Genomic DNA, 21014 nt, shown 5'->3' on the forward strand with positions numbered 1-21014 from the left:
CGAGCAAACGCCTCTGCGGGCCTAGGGCTCTGAAATATAATGGTTAAATAAAAAGGCGGAGCACCCGTTGTGACAACGACGGATCATCATGTTTCCAAGCACTGGGACTATGCCAAGGCAACGCTTGATGCCCTGCGCGATCATGGCCTGAGACCAACCCCCGAACTTTATCATGTCTGGTTTGTCTATTACGCAGAAGAAAACCCCGAAATTCTGCGGGTTATCGACGCGGTAAAGGCAAGTGGGGAGGCAATCAGCGAAGAAACGCTGCTGCAACTTTATTACCGGTATATCTTTGACCGTCAGGCAGCCGATTTTCTTCAGCGCGGCATGGAAGATTTTTCCGATGTTGTCGAAAACAGCGATGCCAGCCTGACAAGTACGCGCGACGAACTGCGCGTTTATGGCGATGTGCTGGGCAAAGCCGAAGAATCTCTGCTGGCTGGTGAAAAGGTCGCGGAGGTCATTCGCAATGTTGCACTACATACCGGACGGATGCAAACGACGGTCGAAAGCCTGCATGAACAGCTTGGCGACTATCTGAACAAGATTGCCAATCTGCAGCGTGAATTGCATGAAACCCGTGAACGGTCCTACACCGATGGCCTTACCCGGGTTTCCAATCGCATGCATTTCGAGGAAACACTGGCCAGTTGCTGTGTTGAATTTGATACTGGCAGCATTGACGAACCATTTTGCGTGATGATGGTCGATCTTGATCAGTTCAAGATGGTGAATGACAAATATGGTCACCGGATCGGTGATGAAATCCTTGTCCTGATCGCTTCCATGATCAAGGCAAACACCAAGGGCCGCGATCTGGTGGCGCGCTATGGCGGGGACGAGTTTGCAATCCTGTTGCCCCAGACACCGCTTAAGGATGCGATGATGCTGGCCGATGATATGAGCAAGCGCATCGCCGCGCGCGAGGTGCGTGCCAAATCCAGCGGAACGTCGTTCGGTCACATGACGGTTTCGGTCGGTGTGGCCGAATATGTGAAGGGCGAAGGAGCTGCCAAGGTCGTTGATCGTGCCGATAATGCGCTCTATCGGGCGAAAAAGAACGGTCGCAATCGTAACTTCGCTGCCGAATAGCCTGCCCGTCCCGTTCGGTGCATGCGTGCCATGAACCGGCCAGACTTGCATTAAAACCGCTAAAAGCGTATGAAACCAGCGCCCGGCAAGGAGGTTGAACTTGCCGGACTTTCCGTACTGGCAGCAGGTCAATAAGTGTGCCGCGCCGACGGAAGTGTTTTCCAGACCGGAATTGATCGTAAAAGGGCGAGCATGACAGAGCCGCGCGTTATTACATTTGGTTGTCGCCTTAACACCTATGAATCCGAGGTGATGCGCGACCATGCCAAAAACGCCGGTCTTGACGATGCGATCATCATCAATACATGCGCGGTTACGACCGAGGCAGAACGTCAGGCGCGGCAAAGCATCCGCCGCCTGCGCCGGGAAAATCCCGATGCCAAGATTTTTGTCACCGGCTGTGCTGTTCAGGTCAATCCCGACAAATTCGCCAAAATGACCGAGATCGACCGTATCTTTGGCAACGATGCCAAGATGAAGGCCGAAACCTTCCGGATGCCCGAGCATGAACGTGTTGTCGTCAATGACATCATGTCGGTCGAGGAAACCGCAAGCCATCTGGTTTCAGGCTTCGAAGGCCGCGCACGCGCCTTTGTGCAGGTTCAGAACGGCTGCGATCATCGCTGCACATTCTGCATCATCCCGTTTGGTCGCGGCAATTCGCGCAGCGTACCGATGGGCGAGATTGTAACGCAGGTGCGTGAACTGGTTGCCAACGGTTACGGCGAAGTGGTTCTGACCGGGGTGGATATCACCTCCTATGGTCATGATCTGCCGGGCAAGCCGACATTGGGGCAGATGGCGCGCCGCCTTCTGGCCCAGGTGCCCGAACTGCCGCGCCTGCGGATTTCATCCATTGATCCGGTCGAGGTCGACGAGGATATCTTCCGGCTGATCGAAACCGAACCACGTCTGATGCCGCATATGCATATCAGTCTTCAGGCCGGTGACGACATGGTGCTGAAACGCATGAAGCGTCGCCATCTGCGGCAGGATGTGATCAATTTCTGCGACAAGGTGCGCGGACTTCGGGCTGATGTAACATTCGGAGCCGACATCATTGCAGGTTTCCCGACTGAAACCGATGAAATGGCGGAAAATACCCTACGTCTGGTTGATGAATGCGGGCTGATTTACCTGCATGTTTTCCCCTATTCGTCGCGTCCGGGGACACCGGCAGCCCGTATGCCGCAGGTGCCAAAAGATATTCGCAAGGAACGCGCCGGCGCGCTTCGCGATGCCGGGGAAATTCAGCTGAACAATTTCCTGAAATCACGGATCGGCATGATCGAGAGTGTTCTGGTGGAAAAGGAAAATACCGGCCACACCGAACATTTTGCACCCGTTCTGCTGGATCGCGTGATAGAACCGGGCACAATTGCAAAGGCCAAGGTCATCGGCCTTGAAGACGGAAAACTGAAAGCGGAGCTTGCGGGATGAGCGAAGAGGGGAAAAAAAGCTGGTTTACCCGACTTAAAGACGGGTTGAAACGCTCCTCCTCGAAACTGACCACCGGGATTGCTGATATCTTCACCAAGCGTCGTCTTGACGATGACGCGCTTGAGGAATTCGAAGATCTGCTGATTACGTCCGATCTGGGTGTGACCACTGCGGCAAAACTGGGTGCGGAACTGTCGCGCACCCGTTTCGACAAGGAAGTCGAGCCCGCTGAAATTCAGGAATTCATCGCCAGCGAAGTCTCCAAAATCCTCGAACCCGTGGCAAAGCCGCTGGTGATTGATACGACCAAAAAGCCCCATGTGATCCTTGTGGTTGGCGTTAATGGATCGGGTAAAACCACCACAATCGGAAAACTTGCCAAAACCTATCGCGATCAGGGGCTTAAGGTCATGATGGCGGCGGGTGATACATTCCGTGCCGCCGCTGTTGAACAGCTCAAAGTCTGGGGCGAACGGACCGGATGCCCGGTGATTGCGCGTGATACAGGTGCCGATGCCGCCGGGCTTGCCTTTGATGCGATTGATCAGGCCAAGCGCGAAGGTTATGACCTTTTGCTGATTGATACGGCCGGGCGTTTACAGAACAAGGCGCATCTGATGGACGAACTTAAGAAGATCGTCCGGGTGATCCACAAGCGCGATGAAACCGCCCCGCATGATACGTTGCTGGTGCTTGATGCCACCACCGGACAGAATGCCCATTCCCAGGTCGAAGTCTTTTCCGAGGCAACCAATGTTACCGGCCTGATCGTGACCAAGCTGGATGGCACGGCAAAGGGCGGCGTTGTTGTCGCATTGGCCGAGAAATTTGGCAAACCGGTTCACGCGATCGGTGTTGGCGAAAGTGCCGAAGACCTTCGTCCGTTTGATGCAAAATCATTTGCGCGAAGTCTTGCCGGGCTTGAGGACTAGGGCTGAAAATCGTTCAGGCCCGCCTGCAAGTCACGGATCAGACTTTTCATATCCATGAGTGGTGTGGATATATCGTCAGGGGTTTTGTCAATTGCACAGGTTCCCAGTGCATTTTCGATAAGGGATGCCTGATTTTTCAGGCCACGTGCAAGACGTTGATCCGCATCGGCGAGCATCCATGACATTGCCCGGTCACGTAACTGTTCCAGACTATGTAAATCCGGATCTGGTGACGATGTCGGCAGGTTATAGGGCCGAAGTGCCAATTCCAGGCGGCGATTGATGTCGCGCAGGCGATTGGCGGTATCGTGGCATATGGCCTTCAGGCCACTATCGGTGGCCATGGGATATATGGCCGACAGCCGCAGCGAAAGGCCAAGTGCATCCAATGCAATGTCATTGACGATTTCCTGATCCTGGAATGATGCGGACCGGTCTGTTTCGCCGTGAAAGGCATTTGGTGCAAAGACAGGCAGTGTTTTTGCTTCCAGTGTGAAGCGCGCAGGCAGTTTGCTTATGATTTCACCATCGGCCAGCACGGGTTCGCCATCGGCACCTTCAATGAGAATCTCATCGCATTCCTGACTGATGGCATAATTGCTGTCATCGATTGATCCAAACAGCAGTTCGGCAGCGATATCCATACCTGACAGAGTATCGACATTGGCCTGAATGGCGAACATATGCAATTTACCGTCATCAAGGCGCTTGTTCTCGCGCGGACGCAAACCGCCACCAAAATACTGTCCGTTGGTTACGGTCAATTGACGCAGTTTAAGGTTTTGTGGCGGGTTTGATCCACAGGTAACACTAAGTTCCAGCGGCTTCATTTCGTGCCAGCTTTGCCAGTTGGCCACGGCATAGCTGATCGCACCTGTCCAGCGTTTCAGGTTCGGATCAATACGTTTCCGGGCGTCGGCCGGGACCCCGATGCTGGCGGCATTGACAAAGCTTTGTCCGTTGACCCGCCCGATATCAAGCATGGCAATCTGGCCATTGATGGCAGCGCGCGCAGCCTGAAGGGTATCATCGGGAACATAAAGGCTTCGGGCAAAATCGTTTGCGGTTCCAAGCGGCAACGGAACCATAACCACACCAGCCTTGATAACGGTATCGAGAACGGCGTTGATCGTGCCATCACCGCCGCCAATCGCGACAACGTCGCCGGGCGCGCAGGATGACGTGATAAAGGTATTCATGGCGACAGGATCATCACAGAGTTCGAGTTCTGCTGTATAGCCGGCTTCCTCGAAAATGCTGCGCAACGGCTGTGCGCCGTTGTCACGCCATTCGTCGGGCATCTTGTGACGTGTCAGAAGGATGCAAACCTTGCCGGTAAGTTCGGTCGATTTCACCTGAGAGCCTCCGCCATGGGGATCGGGAAGTCTTGCCTTACAGGATGCGTAAACAGAACGGCAAGATTGAGACACAAAACCGGCGCCAATCTGGCACCGGTTTTGGTTGTGATCGATCAGGAAATGGTTGCGCGAAGCATCCATGCCGCTTCTTCATGAACGCCAAGGCGTTCTGTCAGAAGATCGGCTGTTTTGACGTCATCGGCGGCTTCGGCCTCGGCCACGCCTTCGCGCAGCAGGCGCGACACATGATCGTGATCCTCGACCAGTTCCTTTACCATATCGTTGGCCGGAAGAAGCTTGGTCTGATCCTTGACCACCGAATTTTCAATCATTTCCGAAAGACCGGTCGGTGCCTGAAAGCCGATTGCGCGAATGCGTTCCGCCATATCGTCAATCGCTTCGTTCAGATCTTCATACTGCTCCTCGGTCATCTTGTGGAGCGAATAGAAGGCCGGACCGACCACGTTCCAGTGGACGCCACGAATTTTGGCATACAGTACGTGCGACGAGCCAATGATCTTGGTTAGCATCTTGGCCAGTTCGCGACGGTCTTTGCGGTCGACACCGGTTTTGACCGGAAATTCTTTCGCAATGCTCTGCATACTGCTGTGTGCCATTTTGTAACTCCTGTATTTCTTTTCACGTTCATTCGCTTTGATCCTGAACCAGCATATGGCTGCCGGTCATATCCCGAACGCTTGTTTGAAAAACGTGACCAGGAAACAAAAGTTCCAGAAATTAAAATCAACACAATTGGAACATTCTTTTGCACCACCCGTTTGAAACGATAAGCAGTGCCAAAGAAAAAGCGCTGCTGTTCAATAACTAGGAGGTTGTGATGCTTAGCAAGACTGTTCTGATGGCTGGTACTATTATGATGTCTGTTGCGGTGGCTGCACCGGCTTATGCAGATGCACAGAAAAGCTCGGATCAGGCAGGCTCGATGGCAACCGACGACGCAATGAAATCGGATGCTGAAAAAATGGGTGATAAAGCCAAGGCCGAATATGAAAATGCCAAGGATTTCACCTATGAGGAAAAAAATGAATTCCTCGCCTGGGTTGAAGAAAAGTCCAATCAGCTTGGCGAAAAATATGACGAGGTATCCGCACGTGTAAGCGATGACAGCGAAGATGCAGTCGATGAGCTCGCAGAAGCATGGGATGGTGCCAAGGAAAACCTGAACGAGGCATATGAAGATTCCAAGGATGCTTCGGCTGAAACCTGGGAAACCGTGAAGGCCAAAACTCTTGAGGCGCTTGATAATGCCGAGCAGGCGCTCTCGGATGATCACGCCACCGAATAAGACATCACAACCTTAACTCGGTGAAGTGGTGTTCCGGGTGTCGGCGGCCCGCCCATATGGGCGGGCCGTTGCTCGTTTGACCCTGTTCCGTCAAGGGTGTCTATGGAAAAAGAACAAAAAAATCGCCGGAAAAGCGGGATTGCACGGTGGTGGCGTGCCTGGCAACTGCGGTTGGAAAAGCTGGCCGCCGGCCGCAAGGGACTTGGGGGTATTGCTGTTGCGTCGTTTCTTGAAACCACCATCATTCCTGTTCCGATCGAAATCCTTATTGCCCCCATCATGGCCGCATCGCGTCGGCGCGGTATCATCGTTGCGACGGTTACCCTGCTTGGCAGCATTGCGGGTGCCGTTTTTCTATACCTGATTGCTTATGGGCTTTCGGATGAATTTATCCGGCCCCTTGTTGAAATGGCAGGCGGGCAACAGGAGTTCCAAGAGGTGGAGCAACGGTTCGAGTCCGGTGGTTTCTGGGTTGTTTTTGCGATCAGTATTACGCCAGTGCCGATGCAGCTTGCAGCCTTGGCTGCGGGGGCCACGACTTATCCCTTCTGGCTGTTTGTGGTTGCCATCGGGATTTCACGCGCCTTGCGTTATTACGGTCTCTGGGTGCTGGTTCTTGGTTTTGGTGCGGGGATTGCCCGGATTTTTGAAGGCAAGAAGCCCTCAAAAGGGCCGGGTGGCGATAGAAAACCTGCCCCGTAATCTGGCAAAACATGAGCACATGAATAACAAAGCCCGGCAATTGGCCGGGCTTTTTTTACAAGATATCCGAGAATTTTCTTTGAATTATTCCGGTTCGATACGGAAATCGGTGGTGGTTTTACCTTCGGTTTCCGGATCTTCCACGTCCTCGGCGACCAAGCCGCGGCGAATCAGCTCACGAATAGCTGCTGCCCGGGTTGGCATGCGATGCTCAAATCGCCAGTCGTCGATGAACTTCAGTTCATCGTCGTCGAGCATAATCTGAAGCTTTTCAGTTCTTTTCGAGGTTGGCACGCGGGGGTCCTTATTAAGTTCAGACGTTCCAATATGCGTCTGAAACCATTGATATGCAACGCATCCGAGAATTTTGGAGTAACTTACGTTACCTGCGTTTTCTCCATATTACAACTGCCTTGCTCAGTTGCATCATTTTGCGCAACTTGCGCAAGTAATGTAAAGTAATGATTAAATGTTAAGTGCGTATTATGGGCATGTTGATGTGATTATGTTTGTTGTGTTTGTTGATGTTGTTGTGCACGTTAAGTCACTTCATTGTATTGCCTAAGTGAACCATACGATTTTACTTTAAATATTATTTTCTTTTGTTACGGTGAAGACATCCAAAAACGGAGGTTGTGATGTCTGAGCAAGTGATGAACGAAATTGAAGATCACGTACCCGCGCTGCGTCGCCATGCATATCGGCTGACGGGCAGCATGGATCGTGCACAGGATCTCGTGCAGGACACTTTGTTGAAAGCCATCAGCAAAAAAGATCAGTTCGAAGAAGGCACCAGTCTTAAGGCATGGCTGCACCGGATTCTGTTCAACACATTCATCTCGTCCAAGCGTCGCGAGAAGACCCGTGGACATCATGTCGACTGGGATGATCTTGGTGACGTCTACGGTCATGGCAGCAATCAGATGGCCCGGTTGCAGCTGCGTGATGCGGATCGCATCTTGGGTGAGCTTCCCGAGCAGGAACGTCAGGCGATCCTTCTTACCGCCGTTGACGAAATTTCCTATCAGGACGCCGCCGAGCGGATGAATGTCGAGATTGGCACGGTCAAATCCCGCGTAGGTCGCGCACGCCGGAAGCTGCGTTCTTCCGTCGGGCGGATTGAAACACGGGAGCACGCGTCGCGGTTCGTGGCGGAGGCAGCTTGATGACCCATGTGCTTGCTGTTTATGGCAAGGACGACATTGTAAATTACGTGCGCGGATCGATTGATGACGAGGACAAGAGCGATATCGAAAGTCTTGTCCAGTCCGATCCGCGTGCAGCAGGAATTGTCCAGGATATCGAAAAAGGTCATTTAGGTGACGGAGGGACAGTTGACCTGCTGTACTACCGTCGTCTCAGGAAGCTGAAATCGTTGGCTTCCAGTGCCGGGTTCCTGCAGGAATGATGCGTCAAACGCAAGACTGCATTGATTCGAAATTTTATTGACTTTGTTGACCAATGGTCAGATAAAGTCTGTATCGGAGTTGATCGTCTTTTCCCTCAACGTCTAAGGCCCTTCTCCGAAATAGGCCGAAACCTCTTGGTTTCGGCCCTTTTTTTATTTTGGTGCCGGATTTCCTGCTTGGCGAATCGATTATGTTCATGTCGGTTGGCAAGGAAATATCGCGTCATGGTTATGACCCGCGCATCAAAACTGTCATTTGGATTTCTTGAAAATAATCCCGACATATACAGCAGTCATGATGCTGTGCTGCGCGGGTTTATGCGCTTCGTGTGTCATGATCCGCCATATTGTGTATGGCTGATATGCTGCCTGTGTGCCAAGCCATGCATGAATTGGGGGTTGCCAGAGTCCGGGCAGGCGGTGATAAATCTCCCGCTCAATACAACAATAAGAAAAAGGAGCAACTTATTATGGTTTCCGGAGTCCACGGATCGGTTCGCGATCTGTTTGAATTTACTGACGCCGACAGGGCACTTGCCCGCATCAAGGATATTTATACCACTGGTGCCGAGGCAGTCCGTGAAGCATTCACCCGGTTTGGAAACGGTCAGCAATCCTCGCCTGTGCGCGCCTATTACCCGTATCTCGGGATTGAGGTGCCGCCCGAGAAGTTGCATGTCGAAAGTACATTGTCGTATGGCGCGCCGCGCGACCCGGGCATTTACGGTACGACCCTGACGCGCCCGGATCTGTTCGAACAATATTACCGAGAACAGATTGAACTGCTGCTTAAAAACCATGACGTCCCGGTCGTGGTCGGTGTTTCGGATCGTCCCATTCCGTTACCGTTCCTGGTTGAAACCGCAACCGATAATATCGGCCCAACCGATATTCGCCAGCTTCAGCTGGTGTTTGACATGCCCGATCTGGCGCGGACAGATGACGATATCGCCAACGGGGTACATTACGGCATTACCGAAGGACCCAAGCCGCTTTCTCTGTTTTCCGGGGAAAGGGTGGATTACTCGCTGGCACGTTTGCGCCACTACACGGCGACATTGCCCGAACATTTCCAGAAGTTCGTGCTGTTCACCAACTATCAGCGCTATGTCGACGAGTTCATCGAGTTTGCCAAATTGCAGCTTGAAGACCCCAAAAGCCCATATGTTGCTTTTGTCGAGCCGGGGCCAAAAGTCCATGTACGCAAGAATGCCCCCAAGGCATGGCAGGAAAGCGGAGAAGCAGTCAAACAGCTTCCGCAGATGCCTTCCTATCACCTGATCCGTGAAGACGGCCTGGGGGTGACGCTGGTCAATATTGGGGTCGGCCCGTCGAATGCGAAAACCGCCACCGACCATATTGCGGTTATGCGCCCGCATTGCTGGCTGATGCTGGGGCATTGTGCCGGACTTCGCCGAAGCCAGCTTCTGGGCGATTACGTTCTGGCGCATGGTTATGTCCGTGACGATCATGTTCTCGACTCGGACCTGCCGCTTTGGATTCCGGTGCCGCCAATTGCCGAAGTACAGGTCGCCCTTGCCAATTCCGTGACCAAAATTACGGGACTTAAAGGGCGCGAAATGAAGGCGCGCATGCGTACCGGTACCGTGGCAACCACAGACAACCGGAACTGGGAACTGCGTTACAGCGAACTGTTCGTACGTCTTAACCAGTCGCGGGCGATTGCGGTGGATATGGAAAGTGCCACGATTGCCGCCAACGGTTTCCGTTTCCGTGTGCCTTACGGCACGTTGCTGTGCGTTTCCGACAAGCCGGTGCATGGTGAATTGAAACTGCCGGGCATGGCCAACAATTTCTATCGGCAGCGTATCGGGCAGCATCTTCAGGTCGGTCTTGATACCATCGATACCCTGCGAAACGAGGTCAATCAGCTGCATTCGCGCAAACTGCGTTCCCTTGACGAGCCGGCCTTTCGCTAGGTTATCCTGACATTCACGAGAACGCCCGTTGCCTCACGGCGGCGGGCGTTTCAGACCGCTGACACAGCCCTCCCAACCAGATCGCCATTACGTTTCGATGGGATGTGGATTCCGGCTCTGCGCCCCGAATGACGATTTGACCGACCGTCCGGCCAACCCAACCAACCTCGCTGCCCCCGGCATCGCCAAACGCCACCGACCGGACGGACCAATCAAACGCCCGTCGCTCTCGGTTGGTCCCAAAACACACCTCACCCCAAGGGCCACAGCGTAGTCGCATGGCAGACACAAATCCCGCCATCGATGATCAGCCTTCGGCATCTCCGAACGCACCACCAGCCCGCTGTCAACCGATCCTGCCAGCCAACCCGGCACCCGCCTTCCGACCCCGTGCCTATCCAATCCGGGCGCAATTCGGGCCCGCTGATTCTCGGCATTTTCACGCTTCACCGACCGGACTGGCCCCGGACTGAACTGGAGCGGGCCAAACTGGCCCCGGCTCTCGCTGCCCCGAACAAACGCCCTTGCCCTAAAGGCACATTTCTCCCGTCATGATAAACCACAGTTTTTTGTAAATTTCCGACGGCCTCACGGCCCAAAGGCACCACCGCCGTAATGACTTTTCCATGCGCCATTGATGGCCCTTTGGCGATACCGCCGCCGTCCTTTCAGCCGATCAGATCGCTGTCCCGTCATCGTCTCATTCCTGTTTTTGCCGCCCGAAACGCAAAAAACCCGCAAAAGCGAATCACGCTTTGCGGGTTTTGTCTCCGGACCCATTTGTCCTGTTGACTTTATCTTTATGCCACAACAAAAAGAACAAATCAAGAACTTTTTCCCCAAAAACCGGAAAAAGTTCCCAGTCAAAGCTCGGCGCGGAAAGAATAGTATATTTCTCAATATCTTAGTCGGGCGTTTTGTGATGGTTTGATGAAGTCGACAAAACCGGCTGCTTTGGGCTTTGGCCGCGCCAGTGCATCCATTATCCTTCGCGCTTGGTTCCATCGGGAACGCATTGATCTGAGCACGGGAAAAGCATGACCGACCAAAACCTGGCCAAGCCCGATTTAAGCCTTTGGCAGATTTTCCTGATTTTTCTGCGTCTGGGGTTAACCAGTTTTGGCGGGCCGGTCGCCCATATCAGCTATTTCCGTGAAGAGTTCGTAGTCCGCCGCAAATGGCTTTCTGATGCGACTTACGGCGATCTGGTCGCGCTTTGCCAGTTTGTGCCGGGGCCTGCCAGTTCGCAGGTCGGGATGGGAATCGGCATGTCGCTGGGCGGATTTCCCGGTGCGTTTGCCGCATGGATCGGTTTTACGATGCCATCGGCAATTGTTCTTGTAGCACTTGGGCTTGGGTTAGCTGGCGGCAACCTCGCCGCCACGGGCCCCATGATATGGGGGCTCAAACTGGTTGCGGTTGGTGTTGTCACACACGCTCTTTGGGGCATGGCGCGAAGCCTGTGCCCTGATATTCCGCGTGCGGTTGTTGCCATAATTGCAGCCGCACTGATGATCGCATTTAGTGGTGCAGGCATGCAGGCCATCGTCATTGTCGGTGGGCTGGTTGCCGGGACGCTGTTCCTGCAGGCTGATCTGGTCAAGCTGGACGGGAAGCTGGCTGCCGGTATTTCCCCGAAGTTGGCGGTGTTCGCGTTGGCAATCTTTGGTGTACTGCTGATCGGGTTGCCGTTACTGGTACAGGTCACATCGTCATCATGGCTTGCCGTATTTGACGGATTTTATCGCAGCGGGGCGCTGGTTTTTGGTGGCGGCCATGTGGTGCTGCCACTGCTGCAGGAAGCCGTTGTCGCGCCCGGTTGGGTCGATACGGATACGTTCCTTGCCGGTTACGGCGCAACGCAGGCAGTACCGGGGCCGATTTTTACCTTTGCTGCCTATCTGGGTGCCGTGATGCAAACCGATACAGGCGGGATCGCAGGGGCGATGATTGCCCTGATCGCCATTTTCCTGCCTGCGTTTCTTCTGGTGATCGGATTATTGCCGTTTTGGGATCGTATCCGGCATATGCCCAAAATGCGTGCGGGGCTGGCAGGGATCAATGCTGCGGTGGTGGGTTTGCTCGCATCGGTTCTGTACGATCCGATCTGGACCGGATCAATTCATGACGTGAAGGACGTGGTGATTGCGATCATTGCATTCACAATCTTGCAATGGCGGCTGATGCCTGTCTGGGCATTGGTTCTTGCGGGGGGAACCGGTGGTATCGTGATGGGCTATTTCGGCGTTGCCGGTACGATTGTCTGAATGGCAGGCCGGGGTTTATTCGGCTGACTGTGCGGTATTTTCCACTTCGACAGTGGTATCACCATTGCGGGCGACAATATCGGGGAACAGTGCAGAAATTGATCCGACAAAGCGATGTTGGTCAAAGGCGCTGCCATCTCTGGTCAATCCAAGTCTTACAATCACCAGTTCCTTTGACGGGATGACGCTGATGATCTGGCCATCATGACCAAGTGCAAAGAACGCATCATCCGGGATCGTTGGGCCATTGACGCGTGCATTACCGTCTTTGTCACGTGAACCGGGCAATTGAAGCCACCAATGGGCACCATAGATACCGTTTGGGGCGGCTGGCGCGGGCGTGACCGAATATTTCACCCAGTCTGGCGGTAGCAGTTGTTCATCGTTCCAGACACCATCCTGCAGGAATAACTGACCAATTTTTGCCCAGTCACGAGCCGAGGCATGCATGAAGCTGGAACCGATGAAATAGCCATCCTGATCGGTTTCGATTACCGCATTGCGGATGCCAAGCGGCCGGAACAGCATATCAAACGGGATATGATGATAGCTAAGGATTGAGCCGCTGATATTGCGCATTGCCGCCGACAGAACGTTTGTCGCCCCGGAATTATAGGAGAAATATTCACCCGGTTTGTGTTCAAGCGGGCGGGCCACGGCAAATCCGGCAGTGGCGGGTTCGACAAACAGCATTTGAACCACGTCCGATAGCGGATTCCAGTAGCTTTCATCAAATTCCAGCCCGCTGCTCATATGCAGAAGCTGGTCATAGGTGATGACAGCACGGGGATCGTTTGTCCGGGATTGCCATTCGTTGATCAGAACCGGACTGTCAATTCCGGGGATCATGTGTTCCTGTTGCATCCGGCCCAGCAGGGCATTGAACACGCTTTTGGTCATCGACCAGCCCGGCAAGGGGGTGGTGGCATTGATCCCCGGTGCATAACGTTCGGCAATGACCTTGCCACGATGCAACACAACAATTGCCCGGCTACGTCGCGAGATATCCGTGCCCGGTTCATCCATCGCATCGGCAAGAATATTGTTAAAGGCCCGCCGGTCAATATTGCCTGGCACGGATGCCGTTCGCAGCGGTTGTGCCGGGATCGGACGAATTAGCGGGCTTGTCGCGCGCAACTGTTCAATCCGCGTCGGATCATCGGAAAGTGTGCAGCCAAGATTTGGGCGAAAAACCGCGATACGTGTACGAAAACCGAATGCATGCGCGCTGACCGTTTGATGGCGCAAATCAACATTCGCGGTAATCAGCGACAGCAATGGATTGTTATCGGCAAGTACATCCTCGTCACGGGCGCGGTCCGAGGACAGGCCATTTACAAAAATGGCTGAACACATGATTTTGGCCGTATAACCTGCCCCCACAGGTGCCAGCCAGATAAAGAACGCGGAAATTACCAGAATGCCAAGCAATATCAGGCCGATAAAGGTGGCTTTAATCCAGGTCATTCCGTTTCCCTTGTGCAGAGCGTTATTTGCCCCTTGCATTTGATCCGGCAAGGAGGGTCGCCTGCTTTACGGGATAGGTCAAGACAGCGGATTGTATAGGCGGACTAACCCGCTGTTACGATACGGACCTGACGGTACCGAAGCGAAATGACAAATCCGGCAAGGTAGAAACCGGCCAGAAGAAATGCCGCCCCCTTCCAGTTTGCCCAGTCGATCATGGCACCTGCAACGGGTGGAACAATTACAACGAAAATCTCGGCAAACTGGGCAAGCATCCCCTGAAGGGCAGGCATCGAAAGATTGCGATCTGCAATACGGGGTAAAAGTGCAAAGCATGTACCGGCAACGACACCCTGCCCGATATTGAACAGGACCAGCGCCAATACACTGATGGTGATGATCTGGCTGACAAACAGGATGAAGATCGCCGCCGCCATGACCGGTAATCCGATCGCAAGCATGATGCGGCCGGGCATCTCGCGACCCAGTGCCATCCCTGCGCCGACGCTACCGATGATGTTTCCGGCAATTGCCGTAATGCCAATGATTGCGGCGGCAAGGGGAATGCTCATCGCAAGATTGTCTGCCATCATGGCGGGCATGAAGGCAAGAGATGCGGATGTTGCCCCGGCAAAGGCCGCAAAGGTAAGTGCGATTTGCATCGCCGGGCGGGATTTAAGGACGCCGGAAATACCCGATGTCAGGGACCGGTTGAAACTTTGCTCGCGCGGTTTGGTCAGCAACATCAGGGCAGGCAGAAGAACGGCAACCGGGACGGTGCAGGCAACAACCGCCATGCGCCAGTCAAGCCACGCAACAATCGCGGCACTGGTCCAGTTCCCCATGGCAATGCCGACCGGGATGAACGTGCCCCAGATGCTCATGGCCATGGCAATGGTTTTGGCATTGCCCAGGTTGGCCATCCAGCTTGGCGCACCCACCACAATCAGAAGATATCCGACACTGGTGACAAGACGCCCGACATAAAGCATCCCGCTGCTGGATGCCGTTGCAAAGAGTGCAGCACCAATGATCATCATCAGGCCGCCCAGAACCAGCGAGCGACGCAATCCGGCCTGTGCGGCCCAAACCCCTGCGGGAATGGCAAACAGCGCACCCGCCGCCGTGATCAGCGATGCGACAAGACCGAACTGCGCCTGGCTAAGATCAAAACCGGCACGAAGATCGGGGGCAATCGGCCCAACCAGCCCAACCTGCATCGAGGCCGTCAGTCCAAGACCGTAAAGAACACAAATGGCAAAAATCGGTGGCATGAGGGCGCAATCCGTCAATTCAATAAACGATTTGGTCGGGGCAAACCAAAATAGCGGGTTCCTTTTACCGGAAACCCGCTTGGGCGATCCACGTATGAAATATGCGTGAAGGGGTTAGACGGGCGATGTATCAAAACCGGTGGTCAGACGAACGGCGGTACCGTCGGACAGGAAAAAACGTTCCCACAGGATGAATTTATCGACAATCGGCATCGGTGGGCCGTCGCGCCCGGATGTTTCGAAAGTCAGATGATCGGCCTGATCTTCGTGCCAGCCCATATGATGCAGGCGTTTTTCCGCCTGTGCGATTTCCGGCGTGGCAAAGCGCCAAAGGGATGTGCCAAGAAGATCACCAGAATCCCGTTGCCATTCCTTTTCACGCGGTCCCGATGCGCACAGCAAACGATGGCTGCGATCCTCGATCAGATGAACACGTTGCCGAGAATGGATCACCAGCCGTTTGATCGCCTGATCCAATCGGAAATTGCGGTTGCGCGTCATCATCTGATGCAAAAGGTCGATCTGAAGCGGGGCGGGCGTTTGCAAACCCTTTTCCCAACGTGACACGGTTGCCTGTGTGACTCCGACAATATCGGCAAGACGCGATTGCTTGATCTCGCTTTCGCGGCGCCATTGGCGCAGGCGGCGACCAAATTCAGGATCGGGTGCTGTCGGGGTCAGTAACTTCATCACTCAACACGGCCTGACTTTTCGAAAGGCAGACCACCATAACACAGCCGGGAATTCAATAAAGGCTCAAGCCGCTGCGCCAAGGCGGCAAATATCGATCTGGCAACGGCCATATTTGCGGCTGTCGAGGATTTCAAGTCCATCAATTTCGGGCACTGGATCGCGCGGATCGCGTTCGGCAATGATCAGCGTTTCCGCATTGATCCATCCTGCATTTGCCAGTCCCGTAATGCTTGGTCCCAGCAATTCCCTATGATAGGGCGGATCAAGGAACACCATACTGGCGGGTTCTGGCGCGCGCGGTGGCTTGGTTGCATCTGCGCGCTGAACGCGGGTTTTGTCACCCAATTTCAAATCGGCAATATTCTGTTCGATGGCGGCAAGCGCACCTCGATCAAGGTCAAAGAAAACCGCCTTTTGCGCGCCACGTGAAATGGCTTCAAGTCCCAGCGCGCCGGAACCGGCATAGGCATCAAGAACCAGCCCGTCATAAAGCGGGTTCTGGTCGTCCTCGTACCAGCGCGATGCATGTGTCAGGATGTTAAACAGGGCTTCGCGAACGCGATCCAGTGTCGGGCGCGTATCGCGCCCGGTTGGTGCGGTCAAAAGCCGCCCGCGAAGACTTCCGCCAACAATCCGCATTCTGCCTTAACCTTTTTTGCCGCGCGGACGATTGCCCGCCGGTTTCGATCCGCTGCGCCCTGCAGGGCGGTTGCCGGGTTTGCCATCGGCAATGCTGCCGCGGTTGCCAGACGGCTTGCCGCGACCGGCAAACGACTTTCCTCCATCGTTGTTACGTTCACCACCGGCTTTGCCACCGGGCGCATAACGCCCGCGGCCTTTGTTGGCCGGGCGGTTTGTATTGTCGCGATCATCAAAACGATTGTCCCGGTCGTTTCGTGTGCTGCGGTCGTTACGATCTTCGCGGTTTTCACGATTTTCACGTGCGGGACCACCACGCGATACCTCTCCGCGTGCGACGGCCGGTCTGGCGCGGTTGCCCGGACGTGTCCGGTTTTCAAAGCTGTTCTCAGTCCGGGTGTCATCGGTGACGGCGTTCGGGTTGTTGCCTTGCTGGCGACGGCGCGGCGCGGCTGGTTTGCCAAACACTGTGCGCGGTGCCTTGGGGCGGCCGGTACCACCGCGTGCGACCGATTTCTTTTCGGAAACCTTGCTGTAATCGCCTTTGAAGAACGCAGCCAGCTGTTCCTTCATCACCTTGCCGGTGATTTCCTCGCAATCGCCGGGTGCCAAGTTACCCAACTGGAACGGGCCATAGGACACACGCATCAAACGGGTTACCGGCCAGCCAAGATGTTCCATCACGCGACGGATTTCGCGGTTTTTACCTTCGCGAAGGGTTACGGTCATCCAGGCATTGCTGTCTTTCTGAACATCAACTTCGGCCTGTATCGAACCGTAATTGATACCGTCAACCGTAACACCGTCTTCAAGCTGTTTGAGTTTTGCCTCATCAATCCGGCCATGGACGCGCACCCGATACCGGCGTGCCCATCCGGTGGCGGGCAGTTCAAGATAACGGGCAAGCTCGCCATCATTGGTCAGCAGCAAAAGGCCTTCGGAGTTCAGATCAAGACGGCCGACCGAAATCACGCGCGGCATATAGCTTGGTAGATGTTCGAAAACCGTATCGCGGCCCTGTTCGTCACGGTGGCTGGTGACCAGTCCGCGTTTTTTAAACAGACGCCAAAGGCGCGGCTTTTCCTTTTGCGGCAACGGTTTGCCATTGACGTAAATTTCGTCCTCGTCGGTGACGGTTACGGCTGGGCTGTCAAGCACCTTGCCGTTCAGCTTCACCAGACCTTCCTCGATCATGCGTTCGGCATCGCGACGCGAACAAACGCCGGAACGCGCTATGCGTTTGGCAATGCGTTCGGGTTTGCTTTCTTCGGTATCTTCTGTCGGGTTCGGGGTCTGGTCGCTCATTTGCGGGCCTCGGAAATCAGGGCGTCGAAGATTTTCGCATCGCCCGAACTGATATGAAATTCGGGATGCCACTGCACCCCAAGACAATAACGATATCCCGGATGTTCAATCCCCTCGATCACGCCATCAGGGGCAAGGGAATTGATGATCACATCCGGGCCGACCTTATCCACGGCCTGATGATGGGCGGAATTGACCGACAGGCTTTTGACATCGCCGACAATGCGCGAAAGCAGGGTACCTGCTTCGACAGTCACATCATGCCCCGGCTCGTTACGCGGGTTGGGTTGTTCATGCGGCAGGCAGTTTTCAACACTGTCGGGAATATGCTGGATCAATGATCCGCCAAGGATCACGTTTAGCAATTGTTGCCCGCCGCAAATGCCCAGAACCGGCATATTGCGTTTCAGCGCACCTTCGGCCATCGCCCATTCAAACTTGGTGCGGCGGTCTTTGGTCACCACGGTATCATGGCGTTCTTCGGCACCAAACAGGCTGGGGTCGACATCAAATGCGCCACCGGTGACCACAAGCCCGTCAATCAGCTCCAGCAGATCGGGAACCAGTTCAACCTCGTGGGGAAGGGGCATGGGAATGCCACCCGCCGCCGTGACCGCACCGGCATAGTTTTCACGCAGCGCATACCATGGAAATTTGGAATAGCCACCGGGTTCCTCGGAATCAAGGGTAATGCCGATGATCGGTTTTCTGGCACTCATGGTCTGTCAAATCCCGTTGGTGGTGGCTGTGTCAGTATATGATGCAGCGAATTTGGCCGGAAACTAACCCCGGTGCGTTAGAAGGGCAACGGCAATTCACGCATATGTGCAATCGGCCATGATCTTATCACCGCTTGACCGATCCTTGCACAGATTGCAATCTCATATCCTTTAAACTCAAGAAAAACAGTCAACAGACAGTGCGATGGGCCGGGTATGATGATGCTGTGGCCAACTCATTATTCCGGGATGGAAAGCAAATCATGAGCGCAGACAGCTATATGGATATGGCGCTGGAAGAGGCGCGCGCCGCCGCAAGGCGTGGTGAAGTGCCGGTCGGTGCGGTTCTGGTCGATGCCGATAGTGGCGAGGTGCTTGCACGTGCCGGTAACCTGACCGAGGAACTCAATGATCCGACGGCCCATGCCGAAATCCTTGTGATCCGTGCCGCTGCCGGGGCCAAGGGCGAACCGCGTCTGCCCAATTGCGATTTGTATGTCACGCTTGAACCCTGCCCGATGTGTGCCGCCGCAATTTCGTTTGCCCGTCTGCGGCGGGTATATTTCGGGGCCTATGACCCCAAAAGCGGTGGCATTGATCATGGTCCGCGGGTGTTCGAAAGCACAAGCTGCCATCACCGCCCGGAAGTTTACGGCGGGATCGGCGAGGTCGAGGCAGGCAAGCTTCTGAAGGAATTCTTTGGGTCACTACGCTAAGGCCCAAGATAAAAAGTAAAAGGCCCGCCAAAATGACGGGCCTTTGTTCTTATTCGCGTGTCTGTCCGCGCAATCCCGGCAGATGCTGATACATCCAGGTTTCGCTAAGCGGTGCATCGCCGCGTTTCAGATACATCCGCAAATCAACCGGCTCGGTGCCCTCGACTTTAAGGTCAAACGCCGCACGCCAGATACGGGTATCCATGATCGGCTCGATCTTTGTACGGACAATTTCCCCGCGCGAGGTTGAAACAATGACTTCCGGGAACTCGCCATAGGCAAGGGTTCCAAGGATTTCACCTTCGAACTCGACCGAGAATTTCAGCTCATCCTTCGGACGGACCGTGCCGGGATTGCCGCCGCGCCCCATACGGGTGGCTGTGACATGGGCAAGCTTGTCCATCGGGAACGGGTTATTGGCCTGCCAATACAGGCGATAACGGAACTGATAGCTGTTGCCTGCCTTGGCCGGGGCATTTGGCACCCAGAAAGCGCCGATATTGTCGTGAATTTCGTCATCTGTCGGAATTTCGACAAGCTGCACGGCACCGTCTTCCCACGCGCCAAGCGGTTCGACCCACAGGCTGGGGCGGCGGTGATAACGCACACCGTCAAGATAATGGCTGACTTCGCGATCCCGCTGCATCAAGCCAAACCCGCGCGGGTTTTTATCGCCAAATGCCGATGTACGGATGATTTCCGGGTTGTTCAGCTGACGCCAGATGCGTTCGCCATTCCCGGTCCAAAGTTCCAGCCCGTCACTGTCATGGACTTCCGGGCGCCAGTCAAAGCGGAACGATTTGTTCTGTTCGGAATACCAGAACATGCTGGTCAGCGGGGCGATGCCGAGGCGTTCGATATCCTTGCGCAGGAACAGGTGTTTTTCGACATCCATCGTCACACCTTCGCCGCGCGTCAGATAGAACCGATAGGCACCCGTGATGCTGGGACCATCGAGCAGGGCATAGACCGTGACCGGGGCGTTGGCCGATTTCGCGGGCTCGATATAAAACTCGCGGAAATCGGGAAATTCTTCGGGCTGGGACGTTGCCGTATTGACGACAATGCCGCGCGCCGACAGGCCATATTGGCCTTCATCGCCAATCGCACGGAAATAGGAGGCGCCAAGAAATGCCGCCCAGTCCTGGGTCTTCCAGTCATCACGTTCGACATTTTCATGCAGACGGAAACCGGCAAAGCCGCTGTTTTCCGAAAGCTTGCGCGCGATACTGTCTTCGGGCATGTCGAAATAGTCGGGCGTATAAACCACTTCGCGCGATTTGCCACCGTCAACCAGATGCATGTGAACCGGTTTGGCGAAATACATGCCCAGATGGAAGAAAGTCAGCGGGTAGGTGCCCGAACCATCGGCATAGGGCGAAAATTCGCGTTTATAATGCAGCTTGCCGTGGATGTCGTAATCGATCTTGCCGACAATTTCGGGATCGGGGGCGACAGGCGGTTCATAAGGCGATTTTGACATGGCTTCGGCGCGTTTGATCAGGGCGTCAAAGCTGAAGCTTTGCGGTTCGCCAAGATCAAGTTTTTCGTTGGCCGCCGATGCGCCATTGACCAGCGACATACCCGGCAGGATCAGCCCGGCAGCGGCCATGGATTTCAGAAATCGTCTGCGTTCCACAGAAGTCGTCATCAATCAGGTCCCGTTAATTTAAGATGTCCGGAACTATACCGGACAGTGTGGACGTAATCGGGATAAAACATGGCGAATTCAAGATCGTAATATCTGCATTTT

The 21014-nt window shown here is 54.6% G+C and carries 20 protein-coding genes; 10 read left to right on the forward strand and 10 right to left on the reverse strand.

From position 1 onward, the window contains the following. Positions 1-69 precede the first annotated feature (69 nt). From J7395_RS21060 to ftsY, 3 genes are all read left to right on the forward strand, one after another. Positions 70-1095, forward strand: a complete 1026-nt coding sequence (locus J7395_RS21060; RefSeq protein WP_209221274.1) for a GGDEF domain-containing protein — start codon at positions 70-72, stop codon at positions 1093-1095. A 192-nt stretch (positions 1096-1287) separates the two neighbouring features. Then, complete coding sequence (mtaB, locus tag J7395_RS09200; RefSeq protein WP_209221275.1) at positions 1288-2535, forward strand: tRNA (N(6)-L-threonylcarbamoyladenosine(37)-C(2))-methylthiotransferase MtaB; 1248 nt, start codon at positions 1288-1290, stop codon at positions 2533-2535. Then, complete coding sequence (ftsY, locus tag J7395_RS09205) at positions 2532-3467, forward strand: signal recognition particle-docking protein FtsY (protein WP_209221276.1); 936 nt, start codon at positions 2532-2534, stop codon at positions 3465-3467. Before mtaB ends, ftsY begins: the two co-directional genes overlap by 4 nt. Here ftsY and J7395_RS09210 read toward each other — a convergent pair. Then, positions 3464-4822 carry a diacylglycerol kinase family protein gene (locus J7395_RS09210; RefSeq protein WP_209221277.1) on the reverse strand — a complete coding sequence of 453 codons (1359 nt, stop codon included), beginning with the start codon at positions 4820-4822 and terminating at the stop codon, positions 3464-3466. The genes ftsY and J7395_RS09210 overlap by 4 nt on opposite strands. Before the next feature lie 116 nt (positions 4823-4938). After that, positions 4939-5442, reverse strand: a complete 504-nt coding sequence (locus J7395_RS09215) for a DNA starvation/stationary phase protection protein (protein WP_062950713.1) — start codon at positions 5440-5442, stop codon at positions 4939-4941. Positions 5443-5663: 221 nt separating this feature from the next. On the opposite strand from J7395_RS09215, the gene J7395_RS09220 reads away from it, so the two are divergent. Next, entirely contained in the window at positions 5664-6131 is a 468-nt protein-coding gene (locus J7395_RS09220) for a hypothetical protein (protein ID WP_062950710.1), read from the forward strand. A 102-nt stretch (positions 6132-6233) separates the two neighbouring features. After that, entirely contained in the window at positions 6234-6833 is a 600-nt protein-coding gene (locus J7395_RS09225) for a VTT domain-containing protein (RefSeq protein WP_209221278.1), read from the forward strand. A gap of 84 nt (positions 6834-6917) precedes the next feature. Here J7395_RS09225 and J7395_RS09230 read toward each other — a convergent pair whose 3' ends face one another. Continuing rightward, entirely contained in the window at positions 6918-7091 is a 174-nt protein-coding gene (locus J7395_RS09230; RefSeq protein ID WP_181850077.1) for a hypothetical protein, read from the reverse strand. 395 nt (positions 7092-7486) lie between these two features. On the opposite strand from J7395_RS09230, the gene J7395_RS09235 reads away from it, so the two are divergent. The 4 genes from J7395_RS09235 (at position 7487) to chrA (ending at position 12448) form a co-directional block, all read left to right on the forward strand. Then, on the forward strand, positions 7487-7999 hold the full coding sequence (locus tag J7395_RS09235; RefSeq protein WP_247742073.1) for a sigma-70 family RNA polymerase sigma factor: 513 nt from the start codon (positions 7487-7489) through the stop codon (positions 7997-7999). Next, on the forward strand, positions 7999-8241 hold the full coding sequence (locus J7395_RS09240) for a hypothetical protein (RefSeq protein WP_062950704.1): 243 nt from the start codon (positions 7999-8001) through the stop codon (positions 8239-8241). Before J7395_RS09235 ends, J7395_RS09240 begins: the two co-directional genes overlap by 1 nt. Before the next feature lie 470 nt (positions 8242-8711). Next, positions 8712-10181: an AMP nucleosidase gene (locus tag J7395_RS09245; protein ID WP_114111643.1), complete on the forward strand. Its 1470-nt coding sequence runs from the start codon at positions 8712-8714 to the stop codon at positions 10179-10181. Positions 10182-11218: 1037 nt separating this feature from the next. After that, positions 11219-12448 (forward strand): chromate efflux transporter, encoded by a 1230-nt coding sequence (chrA, locus tag J7395_RS09250; RefSeq protein ID WP_209221279.1) that lies wholly within the window; start codon positions 11219-11221, stop codon positions 12446-12448. 15 nt (positions 12449-12463) lie between these two features. Here chrA and J7395_RS09255 read toward each other — a convergent pair whose 3' ends face one another. The 6 genes from J7395_RS09255 to J7395_RS09280 all read right to left on the reverse strand — a co-directional run bounded on the left by J7395_RS09255 (position 12464) and on the right by J7395_RS09280 (position 18545). Then, entirely contained in the window at positions 12464-13915 is a 1452-nt protein-coding gene (locus J7395_RS09255) for a serine hydrolase (RefSeq protein WP_209221280.1), read from the reverse strand. Positions 13916-14019: 104 nt separating this feature from the next. Next, a complete protein-coding gene (locus J7395_RS09260) occupies positions 14020-15189 on the reverse strand; it encodes an MFS transporter (RefSeq protein ID WP_209221281.1) in 1170 nt (389 codons plus the stop codon). A gap of 114 nt (positions 15190-15303) precedes the next feature. Then, the gene (locus J7395_RS09265) at positions 15304-15879 is read right to left on the reverse strand and encodes a helix-turn-helix transcriptional regulator (protein ID WP_209221282.1); all 576 of its coding nucleotides are present in this window, start codon (positions 15877-15879) and stop codon (positions 15304-15306) included. A gap of 66 nt (positions 15880-15945) precedes the next feature. Further along, positions 15946-16521 carry a 16S rRNA (guanine(966)-N(2))-methyltransferase RsmD gene (gene rsmD / locus J7395_RS09270; RefSeq protein ID WP_209221283.1) on the reverse strand — a complete coding sequence of 192 codons (576 nt, stop codon included), beginning with the start codon at positions 16519-16521 and terminating at the stop codon, positions 15946-15948. A gap of 6 nt (positions 16522-16527) precedes the next feature. After that, complete coding sequence (locus tag J7395_RS09275) at positions 16528-17826, reverse strand: pseudouridine synthase (RefSeq protein WP_209221284.1); 1299 nt, start codon at positions 17824-17826, stop codon at positions 16528-16530. Continuing rightward, a complete protein-coding gene (locus J7395_RS09280) occupies positions 17823-18545 on the reverse strand; it encodes a gamma-glutamyl-gamma-aminobutyrate hydrolase family protein (RefSeq protein WP_209221285.1) in 723 nt (240 codons plus the stop codon). Before J7395_RS09280 ends, J7395_RS09275 begins: the two co-directional genes overlap by 4 nt. Positions 18546-18808: 263 nt before the next feature. On the opposite strand from J7395_RS09280, the gene J7395_RS09285 reads away from it, so the two are divergent. Further along, positions 18809-19261, forward strand: coding sequence for a nucleoside deaminase (locus tag J7395_RS09285; RefSeq protein WP_037991063.1), 453 nt, complete (start codon positions 18809-18811; stop codon positions 19259-19261). A 49-nt stretch (positions 19262-19310) separates the two neighbouring features. On the opposite strand, the gene J7395_RS09290 is transcribed toward J7395_RS09285, so the two are convergent. Further along, positions 19311-20912 (reverse strand): glucan biosynthesis protein D, encoded by a 1602-nt coding sequence (locus J7395_RS09290; protein ID WP_209221286.1) that lies wholly within the window; start codon positions 20910-20912, stop codon positions 19311-19313. Positions 20913-21014 lie beyond the last annotated feature (102 nt).

Origin of the sequence: Thalassospira sp. A3_1 (assembly GCF_017744215.1) — a bacterium.
In the GTDB taxonomy this organism is placed as follows: domain Bacteria; phylum Pseudomonadota; class Alphaproteobacteria; order Rhodospirillales; family Thalassospiraceae; genus Thalassospira; species Thalassospira lucentensis_A.